Here is a 14,405-nt window from a genome sequence, read left to right on the forward strand (position 1 = left end):
AATCTTTCATCATCACGACCGACACCGTCTAAATTAAACATAAATTTGGGAACACGAAGCTTTTTTGCTTTTTTTATAAATTCTTTTCTATCCACCTACGAATTATCTCCCTTAATACATCTTTATAATTTCTCAATTAAATCAATCAAAGTCAAGATTTGACAACAATATACTAAAATATTAATACATAAAAAGCAATCTGTCAATCAGATTTTTATATAAAAGAAAAAGCACAGTTTTCAAAACTAACTGTGCTTATAAATTATTCTGCTGACGGAACAACATCTTCCTTTTTCTCGGTTTTATCGGAAGGAATCGTTTTTACAAAGAATATAAAGTAAATGAGATGACAGAGCCAGACTACAGCTAAAATTATACACGGAATGATTATTCCCTTTAACATCATCATAACAAAGCCAAATGCCATTAAAACTGTTACTGATGTCATTATTTTAATTTTAGTTTTAGCAGTCATTCCTTTTTTATTTACAAATGACTCAAGATGCTTTTTATACATCTTTGTATTTACAAACCAATTATGTAGCTTTTGCGATGAATTTGCAAAGCAAAATACAGTTACTATAAAGAACGGTACAGTCGGCAGGATTGGCAATACAATTCCCACACAGCCTATTGCAAGAGTAATGCAACCCGCTATTAAAAATAAAATTCTTTTGAGTTTCATCTTCTTTCCCCCATAATGTTTTAAATCGGAATTACAAACGGCTTTCCACCTACCTGCTTAATTTCAAGCTCCACATCATATACTTGCTTTATCAGGTCGGCGGTTATTACGCTTTCCGCACTGCCGTGTGCAAGTATTTTTCCGCTTTGCATTGCTATAATTTCATCACTGTAATAAAGCGACTGGTTTATATCGTGCAAAACCATAATTATGGTTATTCCGTAATTCTCGTTAAGCTGTCGCACAAGCTTTAATATTTGCAGTTGATAGCGTATGTCAAGGTATGTGGTCGGCTCATCAAGAAAGAGAATTTTTGTATCCTGTGCAAGTGCCATTGCAATCCATACACGCTGCTTTTGTCCACCGGAAAGCTCGGCTACCGGCTTGTCCTTGTATTTTATGATATTTGTAATCTTCATTGCTTTCTGCACCATATTTTCGTCCTCATTCGCATCCTTAGAAAGTCCCATTGTATGGTACGGAGTTCTGCCAAAGGCAACTAAATCTTTTACAGTAATATCAGCAGGTGCGGTGTTGTACTGATGGACTATAGCAACTTTTTTTGCAAAATCCTTTAATTTCATATTTACTATATTCTCACCGTTCAAAAGAATTTCGCCTGATTCAGGCACAAGATTTTTAGTCATAAGATTAAACAATGTACTTTTACCACAACCATTTGCACCGATAAGGGTGGTAATTTTGCCCTTGGCAAGCTCAAGATTAAGATTGTTTATAACCGTATGCTTTCCATAAGCAAAGGAAAGGTTATTAATTTTAAAAACATTATCCGCCATAGTTTTTCTTTGACCTCCTCAACAGTACAATAAAGAATGGACCGCCCACAACAGACATTACAACAGCCGCACTAATCTCATAAGGTGACGCAACAGTTCTGCCGAGTGTGTCTGCAAGCAATAATGTAAACGCACCAAGAATGATTGAATACGGCACAAGTACCTTATGATTACTGCCGACAAGCAACCTTGCAATGTGCGGAACAATAAGTCCTAAAAAGCTGATTGCACCAACAACTGCTGTGCTGATTGATGCAAGAAGTACGGCTACAACAGAAATAACAATTCTGCTTCTTGTAACATTTACGCCAAGACTTCTGGCTGTTTTGTCTTCAAGTGCAAGTAGATTGCATTGCCCTGTTACAAAGAAAGAAGCCACAAGACCTATTAAAGTGTAAACAGCAAGCGTCTGAAAATCGTCCCATGTTTTTTGAGTGATGTTTGCATTAACAAAGCTTGCAACACCCGAATAATTACTGCCGGTTGCCGAGTTGAAAGCATTCATAAGACCTGTACACATAGCATTAACTGCCACACCCACAAGAATTATTCTCAACGGCGAAAGTCCACCTTTCCAAGAAAGGCTATATACAAGCAAAAACGCAATCATACCGCCTATAAATGCAAGTATCGGAGTAAAGAAATACATTGCAGGGAAAAACGCTGTGATAAGCACCGCAGTAAGACTTGCACCTGAGCTTACACCGATAATGCCCGGATCGGCAAGTGGATTTTTCATTACCGCCTGCAACAACACGCCCGAAACGGCAGTTGCCGCACCGCCAAGCATTGCTATAAAAATTCGTGGAAAACGCAAATCAAATATTGTAGCAACATTTGAATCATATTCTATAAATAATCCCCTGAAAAGTTCTGCTACCGATACCTTTAAACTTCCTGTATTTACCGCAAACAAAAAAAGTATAAGCAATGCGGCAACAGTAATTACAAAGGAAAGTACTTTTTTGCGTGTACTTATCAAAAACAAAAACCTGCCTTTCAACAAACCAAACCGATTTGCTTTAATTCTCATAAAGACAAATCGGTTTAATTATTTTATTAGTCGCCATACAGCATTGGCTGTAATTCCTTTAAAGCCTCGCTGTAGCTGAAATTTGCACTCATATTAAACAGTGATGAATCAAGGTCATACACCTTGCCGTCCTGTACGGCTCTGAAATGCTTCCATACATCATTAGTTTCAAATTCTTCTGCAAACATTTCTTTTACCTGATCAGGCATAGCATGAGCTGCTCTGAGAATTATATCCGGATCTTTTGCCTGCATATCTTCGGTGTTAGCGGTTAAAAATTCTTCTCCGCCGCCGTCACCGTAAACATTTGTACCGCCTGCAAGCTTTACAAGACTGCCCACATAGCTGTTGTCAGTTGCCACTATATATGAACCCGGAAGTCCCATAAGCACAAGTACCTTTGGGCTTTCTTTACCGTCATTTTTACTGCTGTATTCATCCATAAATGACTTAAACTCCGAAAGCATTTCGTCAGCTTCGCTTTGTCTGTCAAACTTTTCTCCGAGTCCCTCAATAGATGAATACATTCCGTCAACACTTTTTAGATTCAAGAAAATTGACTTCACACCGATTGATGCATACTTTGGCTGTAAGTCGGATTCAAGTGAACTTGGTGAAAGTATGTAATCGGGATTTAAAGACTTGATTACCTCTAAATCGGGGTTCATTGCCATACCGACCTTTGTTAAATTCTGATACTCCTCAGGCAAAGTGCTTGAAGTTTCGCACACTCCCACAAGGTCAAGATTTAATCTGCTGCAAATCTGAGCAACAGCCGGAGAAGTTGCTACCAATCGCACCTGAGAGTCAGCCTCTGTTTTTGTACTGCCGTTTTTATCCTCAGGGTGTTGGTCAACACAACCTACCATTAAGGCAGAAAGTGCAAGGGCGAGTATCAGCGAAAGAATACCTTTTAGTTTCATACCTACTCCACCTCAGTTCTTTTTCTTTTTAAAGAATAAGAAATACCACACGCAAAAGCCTGCAACGGCAACAACTGCAACAATTCCGATAATTATCCATACAACGCTAAAGTTACTGCTGTTTCCGTCAGTCTTTACAGATGTCTGCTCAACCTCATTGCCTGATTCGTCAAACACCTGTAAACCAACATTTTCGTCGCTCTCTGTTGATTTAACCGCAGTAGTTGTTGACGGAGTTGTAGTAGGTTGTGTTGATGAAGCTGTGGTTTCTTCGGTCTTGCTTTCCTCTGTTTTACTGCTGTCAGAATTATTTCCACCGGAATTACCTGATTGATTATTATTCTGAGAATTGTTTTGATTGTTATTTACATTATTATCAGAACCATTGTTACTTCCGTTATTGCTATTTGCATTTGAATTGCCGCTGTTATTATTAGCTTTACTTCCGCTATTACCGTTGTTGTTATTAGTATTACTGTGATTGTTATTATTGTTGTTATTGTTATTTTGTTGATTATTTACAGTAATGCTTGTAACAAAGTCACCGCTTCCCGACTGCAAATCCGAAACTGTAATATAGAAAATAACATTTCTGCCCATAGGCACAACATACATACTGCAGCGGATAATTGAGTTTTCATTATTTACTCTCATACGATAGTCGGCGGTATTGTAGGTATAATCCTCCTGCATAAGGGTAGCCGAAACATCGTTGTCATCAACTCTGAAAGTCGGGTTTGTAATGTTATCCATAAGCTTTAATCTTATGGTAATATATGTAGTGCCGTCAGAATCGACCTCCACAAGAGCGTGAGTATCGGTTGCGGATTCCGTCATAGACTGACCGAGAACAGCGGAGCTATTTCCGCCCGAATCCTCAATAACACCTGTCTTTGGGTGTTTATAGTGTGGTGTGGCAGTAGCGGTATAAATACCGTTTGAAACCGCATAAGTCGGTATAGCAGTAATGCCCGCCACAAGTGCGAGCATTACAACCATACTGCACAGCATTGAAATTGCCTTTGTACAGTATATTTTTTTCATAGGTTATTCTCCTGTATTAGTTTTTGCCCTTTCTCTTAACGCTTACTGCTGCGAGAACTGCACAAGCTGAAAGCATAACTACAAAGTAAATCATAGCTGAACTTGTATCGCCTGTCTTAACTGTGCCTGTCTTACCGTCTGTTGTGTTATTGTTAGATGTATTGTTGGCTGCAGTTGTGTTCTGAGTATTGTTTGTATTAGCGTTTGCACTGTTCTGAGTTGTAGGCTGTGTGTTGTCCTGAGCAGTTGAAGGCTCTGTTGCAGGTGCAGTAGTTGGCTGAGTGTTGTCCTGTGAAGGAGTTGTAGGCTCAGTTGACTCTTCCTGCTTTGTTGTGTCTGCAATAGCGTAGCTGCCGCCTGCCTTTGTAACAACTGTGTATAAACCGTCAGCGTATGTGCCCTTAACTACTGTCTTAGTACCGTCAGCGTTAATTCTATAAAGAGCAATGTTAGCTGAATTGTAATCCTTTGCAACAGGGAAGCTGAGTGTAACTGTGCCGTTTGGAGCAACCTCACTGCCTGCCTTGTCAAGGAAGTTTACATTGTAAAGCTTGAACTTGCTTGCTGTGCCGTTAAGTGCCTTTGAAGCAAGGTCAAAATCAGCACCGTTTGCAATTTCAGAAACTGAAAGCTGAACGCCCTCTTTAAATACACCCTTGTCTGCGGCAAGCTTAACACCTGTAGCTGAATCTGTAATGCTTACAGCCGGTGACGGCTCAACAGGCTTGTCAGGCTGAATGTCAGGATCATCTTCGGTTGTCTTTGTGAGTGACTGCCACTCAAGTTTAGCAAGTACATTCTGCTGACCGTTGCCCTCTGCGATAGATTCCATAATCGGAACTAAAACTTTGAGTGCTACATAACCGTCAGAATCTGATAAAGCTGTCTTTGTAAGTTTGATTTTAACGAGATCAGGATAAAGGTTATCTGCGTCGTTGTAAATATCAATTACATCTGTGCCGTCAGCGTTCTTTTGTGTTGTAAGTGTTTCTGCCTCAACAAGCTTACCCTGTGGTTCGCCATACTCGTTGTATGTATATCCCTCATCATAATACCAGAGCTTTGAGAGGTAACCGAATTTGTTTGTAATTGTCATACCCTTGAAGTCAAGTGTAAGGTAATACTCACCGTTAACAACCTCAAGTTTAGCAATGTTATTGATTGCACCGCCTGCCATTGATGGGTCTTTGCGGTTAATCTTAACCATTGAAAGGTTAATCTTATAAAGTCCGTCCTCTACAACATCATAAGTTGAGAGAGCCTCTTTTGCACTGTAAAGTGCTTTGATTTCTTCTGCAATTTCGTTTTCCGAACAATCCTTGGCAGCAAGCATTTCTTCTGCCTTGTTAAGTTCATTCTTGAATGCTGTTGCTGTTGTTTCTGTATAACCGTCAAGTGAAATCTGCTTTAACTCGTTTATTGCGTCTTCAAGTGCTGTAAAGTCAGTTGCCTTTAATACAAGTGCATCATAAGCATCTTCAAGTTCAAAATAAACCTCTGCAAGCTCATATGCATATGCATCGGTGCCCTTAGCAAGAACTTCGTCTGCCTTTGGAACAATAGCCATCATAGCGTTGTAAGAAGCTGATGTATAGAGAGTTGCGTCAGCAGCATTTGCTAATTTAAGAACACGATTTACATTCCAAGTAAGATTTACACCGTCACCCTCTTTTACAGGAACAAGCTTATTAAAGCTTTCGTTGCCCTCGCTTACTGCCTCGTCAATCTGCTCTTGTGTAGCATTTACATATGTGTAAGCCTGATAAACCTTCTGCCATGTCGGAACATAGTAAGTATTGTAGCTGTCCTCTGTGTAAACCTTACGAAGTACCATGCCCGGGTCACAAGCATTTACATACTTTTCAAATACAGCTTCAAGCTGTGATTTATCAGCTGTATTATTGAATACCAAAAAGATGTTTCCGTAAACACTATCTGCGAACAAATGAGCAGAACTCCGCCTTGGGCAAAAGGTCTTTTACTCCGTGCGGACGGTTATGAATAAACTCTTTAACATCACATTTGTCTTGATTGCTTATTTTGAGTAAAATACAAAAGTGATACACATTACTGTTATACTCAAGTTGGCCTTGCAAATCACGAAAGTTTTATAATCGAATGTGTAAATAGATTGCTAAAAACAAACTGAGCAACTACAGTTGAAAGTAATTGAGATGTATAAGTATGAATTTTAAGTTATGCGAGTGAAATTAATATTTTGGAGATGATTTTATGGCTACATATGTTATTTCAGACATTCACGGGCAATATAAAATGTTCTTGGACTTGCTTGATAAGATCAAATTAAAAGATACTGATACGCTTTATATTTTAGGGGACATACTTGACAGAGGACCTCATCCCATCAAGGCACTTATGAAAATTATGGAAATGCCAAATGCTATATGCTTGGCAGGAAACCATGAATATATGGCTTTACAGTGCTTGCCTTTTCTTATAAAAGAAATTACTGAGATGTCAATAGATCAGTTAAATGAAAAAATGCTAAACAATTTAGTGATATGGCAATGCAACGGAAGCAAGACAACACTCGATGAATTTCGAGCTTTCGATCTTGATACGAAATATGAGGTTATAAATTTCCTGAACGATTTGCAGCTATATGAAAAATTAACCATAAATGGTAAAAATTATCTGTTGGTTCACGGTAGTCTTGACAATTTTAGTCCTGAAAAAGCTTTAGAAGATTATGAAATAGAGGAACTTGTTTGGAGCAGAGCAAAATATGATGTTCAGTATTATACCGATGTGAAACTTGTAACAGGACACACTCCAACGCAGAAAATTAAAGGAAATCCAAGACCAGGATATGTTTACAGGAAAAATAATCATATTGCGATTGATTGTGGATGCAACTTAAAAAACGGCCGATTGGCAGCTGTTTGTTTGGATACCGGAGAAGAATTCTATGTTGAGGGCGAAAAATAAGATTTGAATAAAACACATAGCTTATAATGATGCCTTAAAAGCAAAGAAAAAGATATAGTACTACCAAAATAAAAATAGGAGTTGAATGCATGATCATATACGCAACAAAACAAACAGTAGATAGATATGGAATAAAAATGCCGGAAAACTTTCAAGATCCGATTATGCGGCAAATCGCCTTAGATGTATATAATTCTGAAAAGGACAATCGGTTACTGGAATGGGGAGCAAAGTTATTTTATTTTGATCGTCGCAAATGTATCCAAATTTGTCATTTTGCAAGTAAATTAACAGTTGTGCTTGTGGATATAAAAAAAGCAGACTTAGAATCTGTGGGAGAATTGGTTGCAAGGTATCTAATAGATATATATTCGGATAATAAAAGAATGACAAATCTGCTGAAACAATTCTTTAAGGAGCATCCATTAGTGTGCTTTGCCGAACTTACAGATCGAATAATAATCTCTACAATGAATCGTTTTCAAAACATATACCTTGAAGATGGGTATCGTTTATATGATTTTATTGAGAATGGTATTCTAAAGACAATAGATTTGAACAGAAACATTAATAGGAAATATCTTGTATCAGATAAAATTGATGGCAAAACACAGTATTATTATCCGGCAGAGAGATTTGAAGAATTGCTTATTAACTATTACAAATAGCCTTCTTACAACTTGGCAATAAATCAAATTTGCAATTCATAAAAATTGTAGCATAACATTAATAAATACTGCTTTTTAGAACTATTGGATCTAAGACTGAAAACAGCCTAACATTTTCATTTTAAGTGTGTTTTTTTGCTGTCAGAAGTACAGAGTTGAATAACGAAAGGGCTTAAAAATAAGACATTTCCGAGAGTTGGAGATATTCTTGCGGCACAAGTTTGTTTCATTGTACGGATTGTAAGGCTCTTATAGTTTGGAAAGAATACTTGAGAACAGACCTGCAAATCTTCCTGAAATTATGATTGCAGGACATTGCGGTTTTCTGTTCAGAGATTCAAATGGAATGCCTGAAGTAGCAATGCATTGAGAGAGCATAGGTTCAACCACTCGGTCAAGAGATACAACGATATTTTCAGAGAGCAACTGCCTAATATCACTCCTCACATTTGCAGACATACCTACTGTTCAAATATAGCAAAGGCAAGAATGAATCTAAAAACATTGCAATACCTTATGGGACATTCCGATATCGGTGTCACGATGAATACCTATACCCACCTTGGACTTGACGATGCCAAGGACGAAATGATAAGGCTCGAAGAACCGTAACAAGCAAGAAAAGAAGTTGAAAAAGCCCTCAGCACACAACCACTAAAACAGAATATGTTTAAGACGGTGTAAAAAACAGTATTCACATCATCACGGTGTGAGTGCTGTTTTGTTGTGACAAAATGATTTTTATGCTATAATAAAATCATCTTTTAACCTCAATAACGACATCTCTAATCAATAAATTATAATAAGTACAAAAACCTTTTGCACCCCCTTAATTGACTACCATTTGACTACTTTTGAAAAATTCAATATGCCGTATTTTGCCTTGATTTGCGTGTTTTGAGGAGACGTTAAAATGATACTCATTCCTGTTATATTCAAAATATCCTTGCAAATCACGGCATATTACGGCAAATCGGGAGGAATTATATTATGATAAAGATAATGTTTGTGTGCCATGGGAATATTTGCCGTTCACCGATGGCAGAGTTTGTAATGAAAAAAATTGTTGCAGATAGTGGGATTGCTGATAAATTTTTGATTAATTCATCGGCAACAAGCACAGAGGAAATTGGAAATGGCATTCATCGTGGCACTAAAGCAAAGCTAACTGAGATGAACATTCCGTTTACTTCACACCATGCTGTGCAGATTACCAAGGCAGATTATGAAAGCTACGATTACATAATTGCAATGGATTCTATGAATTTACGCAATTTGCAAAGGATAGTCGGATTTGACAGCGAAAAGAAAATTCACCGCCTGCTCGACTTTACAAGTTATCCGCGAGATGTGGCAGATCCTTGGTACACAGGCAATTTTGATGTTACCTACACCGACATTAACAACGGCTGTCACGCACTTTTGGAGTACATAAAGAAACACAATTTCTAACTAATATTTCAGCCAAAATAACGCACAATAGACATCGGAGCATACAGCCTTTGCCGTATGCCCCGATTTATTTTTATGATTTAGTGAAAATTAGATTATTTCATACTGTTTTCGTATGACTCGATCATCTTTTTAACCATCTGACCGCCGACTGAGCCTGCTTCTCTTGAAGTTAAGTCGCCGTTATAACCCTGCTTGAGGTTTACGCCTACTTCGTTTGCACATTCCATCTTAAAGCGTTCCATTGCTTCCTTTGCCTGTGGTACATTAAGCTGATTGTTATTACTTGACATATTGGTTTTCTCCTTTAATCTTAAATTTTAATCATTTTATATTTTAAGCGTCAGGTTCAACCTCTTGATTTCCTTCCGCAATAGTATTGTTTGCGGTAGTTGAGCTTTTATAATATGTAAATTTTTCATATATTTTATTTTGAAATCATTTCATTTACTGTCAATATAACAACATAGAAAACCGACCGCAAAGCTTAATTTACGGTCGGTTGATTAGTTTATTATCTTAAATTTGCACCGATTTTTGAAAGATCTGCAATGATCTCATCCATAACAGTCTGAACTTCTGCTGATGAAAGAGTTCTTTCTGCTGATGAAAATTCAAAGCGGATTGTAATGCTGTGAACTGTGTCTGTATCGTAGGTATCAACAATTTTTGTACCCTTTAAGATACCCTCGCCCTTGCCGATCCAGCACTTGCTGAGATCCTCAAAGAAGAGCTTTTCAGGCACTACCACACTAATATCATAATCGATTGGTGGAAATTTTGACGGCTCATCATAAACAATAGGAGCAGTCTGAGCGTCTGTAAATGCGTTCATATCAACCTCGGCAAATACAACGCTTGCTTTCTTGTCAAGCTTCTTGCCTACAGTTGGGTGTACAATGCCGATTGTACCAATTTCTTCGTTATCAATCATAATTGTATAGAGATTTACAGGGTGCTCGTAGCTGTGTGTCGGCTCGGCTTTCTTAAAGCCAAGCGATTTGTGCTTGATGTCTTCTGAAAGTACAACAAGCATATCTCTTAACTCAAAATAAAGAGTTTTAATATCCTTAACCTTGCTGAAAAGTGTGATTGCAAGCTTTTTCTGCTCAATGCAAAGGTTGTTTTCATCAAGTCCCTTTACAACTCTGCCGATTTCAAAAATGCCGAAATCATTTGAATATGAAGTATTTGACTTAACCTGACAAAGCTGTGTCGGAATAATTGAATTTCTGAGGGTTTCAATGTTTGGGTTGGTAGCGTTTGCAAGCTTAACATTGTTTTCCACCTCAATGTCGAGTGCTTTAAGCTCATCATTATATGCCCATACATATGAATGAACCTCGTGAAGGTTGTATCTCTGAACAAGAATATCCTTAATTTTATCCTCATTGCTCTTTAATTCGCCTGTTCTTACAGGATAAAGAGGTGAACGGGTTGTGTGAACAGCAAAGTTATCATAGCCGTAAATTCTTGTAATTTCCTCAATGATATCTGCCTTGATAGTAACATCCTTTGTAGCTCTCCATGACGGAACAGTTACTGCGAAATCATCACCGGCAAGCTGAACATCAAAGCCGAGGCTCTCAAGAGTTTTTACGATTCTTTCGTTGCTGATTTCAATACCGGTGTAACGGTCAACAAATGCTTTATCAAATTCAAGAGTAACCTTCTCATAGTGGAAAGCGTACTCATCTGTAAGGCTTGAAACCACCTTGATGTCGCTGTCATATGTCTTTAAAAGCTTAACAAATCTTGCAATAGCAACAGTTGTCATCTCAGGGTCAAGGCACTTTTCGTAGCGGATAGATGCATCTGTTCTGTGTGCAAGTCTTACTGTTGACTTACGAACAGAAACGGCATTAAATGTAGCGGATTCAAGTGTGAGAGTTGTTGTATCGTCAACAATTTCGGAATCAAGACCGCCCATAATACCGGCAATAGCAACAGGAGTGTTGTCATTGCAAATCATAAGTGTGTTTTCGTCAATATTTCTGTCAACGCCGTCAAGTGTGCGGAATACAAACGGCTTGTCAAAACGCTTAATGCGGATTTTCTCAACCTTTCTTGAGTCGAAAGCATGCATTGGCTGACCCATTTCAAGCATAAGGTAGTTTGTAAGGTCAGCAAGGAAATTAATACCACGAAGTCCGCAGTAGTAAAGTCTTATTCTCATATTTACAGGGCTTACATTTCTCTTGATATTCTCAACCTGTAAGCAACTGTAACGCTGACAAAGCGGATCTTCAATTTTCATATCAACCTTTGCAAGCTCATTGTAAACTGTGAGATCTTCAACCTCAAGCGGCTTTAATTCTCTGCCAGCAAGGGCAGCAAACTCTCTTGCAATACCATAATGGCCCCAAAGATCAGGACGGTTTGTAAGTGACTTGTTATCAACCTCAAATACAATATCGTCAATTTCAAAAACATCTTTAATGTCTGTGCCATTTGCGACATCTTCTGTGATGTCCATAATGCCTGAGTTATCGTCACTGATGCCGATTTCAGCCTCACTGCAACACATACCGTATGAAGTATATCCTGCAAGCGGACGAGGTGCAATAGTGATTTCGCCAAGCTTTGCACCAACCTTGGCAAAAGCGGTTTTCATACCGACTCTTACATTCGGAGCACCGCAAACTACATCTACAAGCTCACCCTCGCCTACATCAACCTTGAGCAAGTGAAGCTTCTTTGAGTCAGGATGATTTTCAATAGATTTAATCTCAGCTACAACAACACCGCTGAGGTCTGAACCCTTGAAGAAAATTTCGTTTTCAACCTCGGCTGTAGAGAGAGAAAACTGATGAATAAGCTCAACCTTGTCAAGTCCTGATAAATCAACAAAGTCAGAAATCCAGTTCATTGATAAAAACATTACTATTCTCCCCCTTATTTATCATCTGTAAACTGTGACAATGCCTTTAAGCTACCACTGTTTAAATCTCTTATATCCTTAATGCCGTACTTCATCATTGCAAGTCTTGTAAGACCAAGACCAAACGCAAAACCTGTGTATTCGTCCGGGTCAATGCCACCCTCACGAAGTACATTAGGGTGAATCATACCGCATGGGCAAAGCTCAAGCCAACCGCTGTGCTTACACGAAGGGCAGCCCTCACCGCCGCAGATAAGGCAGCTGATGTCAAGCTCAAATCCCGGTTCAACGAATGGGAAAAAGCCCGGTCTGAGTCGTACATTAATATCCTTCTGAAAAACTTCTGAAAGCATAGTTTTCATAAAGAAGATAAGGTTTGAAATAGAAATATTCTTGTCAACCATTACACCCTCCATCTGGAAGAAGGTATTTTCGTGACAAGCGTCGGTTGCCTCATTCCTGAAACATCTGCCCGGGAAAATTGCCTTGATTGGCACACCGTTTTCAATAAGATTTTTACCGTATTTTTTAAGAATAGCATTCTGTGCGGCAGAGGTCTGTGACTTTAAAAGCTGACCGTTATCAAGGTAATATGTGTCCTGCATATCTCTTGCCGGATGATGCTTTGGAATGTTGAGTGACTCAAAACATTCATAGTCTGTTACAATTTCTGAATAATCCTCTACAGTAAAGCCCATTGACTTAAAAATAGCCTCGCACTGTCTTTGAACAAGTGTGATTGGATGATATGAGCCTTTTACGATATTTGACGGAGCGGTTATATCAAAAGGACGCATAGAAGCGATTTCTCTTTCAACCTCTTTCTTTTTAAGCTCCTCAATTTTCTGCTCGATTTTTTCGCTTGCCATAGCCTTGAGCTGGTTTACCTCTGAACCAAAGGTCTTTTTCTCATCGGGAGAAAGATCCTTCATACCCTTTAAAAGTGCAGTAATACTGCCCTTTTTACCAAGATAGGCAACTCTTATTTTATCAAGCTCAACAAGATCAGAAATTTCTGAAACCTTTGAGTTGATTTCGCCCATAAGGCTTGTGATTTTCTCGTTCATACATACCTCCGTAGTAATAAAAAATCCCTGCGTAATCACTTACGCAGGGACGAATAATATCCGTGGTACCACCCTGATTTTTGCTTAAAGAAGCAAACACTTCCCGACCTGTAACGGAGTCAGCCGTTGAAGCCTACTGTTGTTTCAGCCTCACCACTCGGAAGTGAACTTCACGGAATTTCTGCCGCACAATGCTTTCAGCCGTGACATTGCTCTCTTTTCCGACATAAAAAAACGCTACTCTCTTCGTCAGCGTGTTATCATTAGTATAATATCATTTTCTTTTTGATTTTGCAAGAGTTTTGTTGAAAAAAAACGCCTGTTATGTTATTATACTATTAATCTACTTAAAAAAGGAGTAAAAAAATTGGAAATATTTAACGAACAGCTTGTAAAAAGAGCTAAAAAGCCAAAACAGCTTATTATCAAAGTTTTATCAGTTGCATTGCTTATCACAATTCCTGCACTGTGCATTATGCTTGCATACCCACTACACCTTGCTTACCTTATTTATGTAGCGTTTTTTATTTTCCTTATTGGAATTTACATAGTATGGTATGTTTTCAGTATTCAGCGTGTAGAATATGAATATTCGGTATCCGGCGGAATTATTGAGATTTCAAAAATCATTGCCCTCAGAAAAAGAAAAACAATGTGCAAATTGCAGGTAAGCGACATTGAAATTCTTGATAAAGATGAAAAGGCTATTGATTCTATGAGATTTGCAAAGAGAATTGAGGCTTGTGCTGACATTAACGATGAAAACAACTACTACGCTGTTTTTAATTCAGCTGCATACGGCAAAACATTGCTTGTATTTGCACCAAACGAAAAAATTCTCAACGCTATGAAAGGTCACCTTAAAAAGGATATTGTTCTCAAAATTTTCTATAAAAGAGGCTAAGT

14 protein-coding genes and 1 other annotated feature are annotated in these 14,405 nt (G+C 38.3%); of the genes, 5 read left to right on the forward strand and 9 right to left on the reverse strand.

Annotated features, from left to right (window positions below):
* Window positions 1-262: 262 nt before the first annotated feature.
* From ACJMMI_RS08765 to ACJMMI_RS08790, 6 genes are all read right to left on the reverse strand, one after another.
* Entirely contained in the window at window positions 263-685 is a 423-nt protein-coding gene (locus ACJMMI_RS08765) for a YbaN family protein (protein ID WP_405355004.1), read from the reverse strand.
* Window positions 686-705: 20 nt separating this feature from the next.
* Complete coding sequence (locus ACJMMI_RS08770; RefSeq protein WP_405355005.1) at window positions 706-1,482, reverse strand: ABC transporter ATP-binding protein; 777 nt, start codon at window positions 1,480-1,482, stop codon at window positions 706-708.
* Window positions 1,472-2,464 (reverse strand): FecCD family ABC transporter permease, encoded by a 993-nt coding sequence (locus ACJMMI_RS08775; RefSeq protein ID WP_405355006.1) that lies wholly within the window; start codon window positions 2,462-2,464, stop codon window positions 1,472-1,474. Before ACJMMI_RS08775 ends, ACJMMI_RS08770 begins: the two co-directional genes overlap by 11 nt.
* Window positions 2,465-2,541: 77 nt before the next feature.
* Window positions 2,542-3,438 carry a heme ABC transporter substrate-binding protein IsdE gene (isdE, locus tag ACJMMI_RS08780; RefSeq protein WP_405355007.1) on the reverse strand — a complete coding sequence of 299 codons (897 nt, stop codon included), beginning with the start codon at window positions 3,436-3,438 and terminating at the stop codon, window positions 2,542-2,544.
* A 12-nt stretch (window positions 3,439-3,450) separates the two neighbouring features.
* Window positions 3,451-4,482: a heme-binding Shp domain-containing protein gene (locus tag ACJMMI_RS08785; RefSeq protein ID WP_405355008.1), complete on the reverse strand. Its 1,032-nt coding sequence runs from the start codon at window positions 4,480-4,482 to the stop codon at window positions 3,451-3,453.
* 16 nt (window positions 4,483-4,498) lie between these two features.
* Window positions 4,499-6,316: an NEAT domain-containing protein gene (locus tag ACJMMI_RS08790; RefSeq protein ID WP_405355127.1), complete on the reverse strand. Its 1,818-nt coding sequence runs from the start codon at window positions 6,314-6,316 to the stop codon at window positions 4,499-4,501.
* 398 nt (window positions 6,317-6,714) lie between these two features.
* Here ACJMMI_RS08790 and ACJMMI_RS08795 point away from each other — a divergent pair, with 398 nt between their 5' ends.
* From ACJMMI_RS08795 to ACJMMI_RS08810, 4 genes are all read left to right on the forward strand, one after another.
* A complete protein-coding gene (locus ACJMMI_RS08795; protein ID WP_405355010.1) occupies window positions 6,715-7,431 on the forward strand; it encodes a metallophosphoesterase family protein in 717 nt (238 codons plus the stop codon).
* Window positions 7,432-7,520: 89 nt separating this feature from the next.
* Window positions 7,521-8,099, forward strand: a complete 579-nt coding sequence (locus tag ACJMMI_RS08800; protein ID WP_405355012.1) for a DUF6933 domain-containing protein — start codon at window positions 7,521-7,523, stop codon at window positions 8,097-8,099.
* A 366-nt stretch (window positions 8,100-8,465) separates the two neighbouring features.
* Complete coding sequence (locus ACJMMI_RS08805; protein WP_405355013.1) at window positions 8,466-8,711, forward strand: tyrosine-type recombinase/integrase; 246 nt, start codon at window positions 8,466-8,468, stop codon at window positions 8,709-8,711.
* A gap of 378 nt (window positions 8,712-9,089) precedes the next feature.
* Window positions 9,090-9,551 carry a low molecular weight protein-tyrosine-phosphatase gene (locus tag ACJMMI_RS08810; RefSeq protein ID WP_405355014.1) on the forward strand — a complete coding sequence of 154 codons (462 nt, stop codon included), beginning with the start codon at window positions 9,090-9,092 and terminating at the stop codon, window positions 9,549-9,551.
* 95 nt (window positions 9,552-9,646) lie between these two features.
* On the opposite strand, the gene ACJMMI_RS08815 is transcribed toward ACJMMI_RS08810, so the two are convergent.
* From ACJMMI_RS08815 to pheS, 3 genes are all read right to left on the reverse strand, one after another.
* Window positions 9,647-9,844 carry an alpha/beta-type small acid-soluble spore protein gene (locus ACJMMI_RS08815; protein ID WP_022233969.1) on the reverse strand — a complete coding sequence of 66 codons (198 nt, stop codon included), beginning with the start codon at window positions 9,842-9,844 and terminating at the stop codon, window positions 9,647-9,649.
* 221 nt (window positions 9,845-10,065) lie between these two features.
* Window positions 10,066-12,432, reverse strand: a complete 2,367-nt coding sequence (gene pheT, locus ACJMMI_RS08820) for a phenylalanine--tRNA ligase subunit beta (RefSeq protein ID WP_405355015.1) — start codon at window positions 12,430-12,432, stop codon at window positions 10,066-10,068.
* Between the two features lie 14 nt (window positions 12,433-12,446).
* Complete coding sequence (gene pheS, locus ACJMMI_RS08825; protein ID WP_405355017.1) at window positions 12,447-13,499, reverse strand: phenylalanine--tRNA ligase subunit alpha; 1,053 nt, start codon at window positions 13,497-13,499, stop codon at window positions 12,447-12,449.
* Window positions 13,500-13,541: 42 nt separating this feature from the next.
* Window positions 13,542-13,761 (reverse strand) — a binding site (T-box leader).
* 105 nt (window positions 13,762-13,866) lie between these two features.
* On the opposite strand from pheS, the gene ACJMMI_RS08830 reads away from it, so the two are divergent.
* Window positions 13,867-14,403 (forward strand): hypothetical protein, encoded by a 537-nt coding sequence (locus ACJMMI_RS08830; protein WP_405355018.1) that lies wholly within the window; start codon window positions 13,867-13,869, stop codon window positions 14,401-14,403.
* The last annotated feature ends 2 nt before the right edge of the window (window positions 14,404-14,405 follow it).

The organism is Ruminococcus sp. (assembly GCF_045129435.1).
Lineage (GTDB): Bacteria > Bacillota > Clostridia > Oscillospirales > Acutalibacteraceae > Ruminococcoides.

What these genes read in the sequence shown, in the direction of transcription:
- ACJMMI_RS08815 (WP_022233969.1), bottom strand. Translation starts at nt 9,844, where the DNA reads ATGTCAAGTAATAACAATCAGCTTAATGTACCACAGGCAAAGGAAGCA.
- pheS (WP_405355017.1), bottom strand. Translation starts at nt 13,499, where the DNA reads ATGAACGAGAAAATCACAAGCCTTATGGGCGAAATCAACTCAAAGGTT.
- ACJMMI_RS08800 (WP_405355012.1), top strand. Translation starts at nt 7,521, where the DNA reads ATGATCATATACGCAACAAAACAAACAGTAGATAGATATGGAATAAAA.
- ACJMMI_RS08770 (WP_405355005.1), bottom strand. Translation starts at nt 1,482, where the DNA reads ATGGCGGATAATGTTTTTAAAATTAATAACCTTTCCTTTGCTTATGGA.
- pheT (WP_405355015.1), bottom strand. Translation starts at nt 12,432, where the DNA reads ATGTTTTTATCAATGAACTGGATTTCTGACTTTGTTGATTTATCAGGA.
- ACJMMI_RS08765 (WP_405355004.1), bottom strand. Translation starts at nt 685, where the DNA reads ATGAAACTCAAAAGAATTTTATTTTTAATAGCGGGTTGCATTACTCTT.
- ACJMMI_RS08785 (WP_405355008.1), bottom strand. Translation starts at nt 4,482, where the DNA reads ATGAAAAAAATATACTGTACAAAGGCAATTTCAATGCTGTGCAGTATG.
- ACJMMI_RS08810 (WP_405355014.1), top strand. Translation starts at nt 9,090, where the DNA reads ATGATAAAGATAATGTTTGTGTGCCATGGGAATATTTGCCGTTCACCG.
- ACJMMI_RS08795 (WP_405355010.1), top strand. Translation starts at nt 6,715, where the DNA reads ATGGCTACATATGTTATTTCAGACATTCACGGGCAATATAAAATGTTC.
- isdE (WP_405355007.1), bottom strand. Translation starts at nt 3,438, where the DNA reads ATGAAACTAAAAGGTATTCTTTCGCTGATACTCGCCCTTGCACTTTCT.
- ACJMMI_RS08790 (WP_405355127.1), bottom strand. Translation starts at nt 6,316, where the DNA reads ATGGTACTTCGTAAGGTTTACACAGAGGACAGCTACAATACTTACTAT.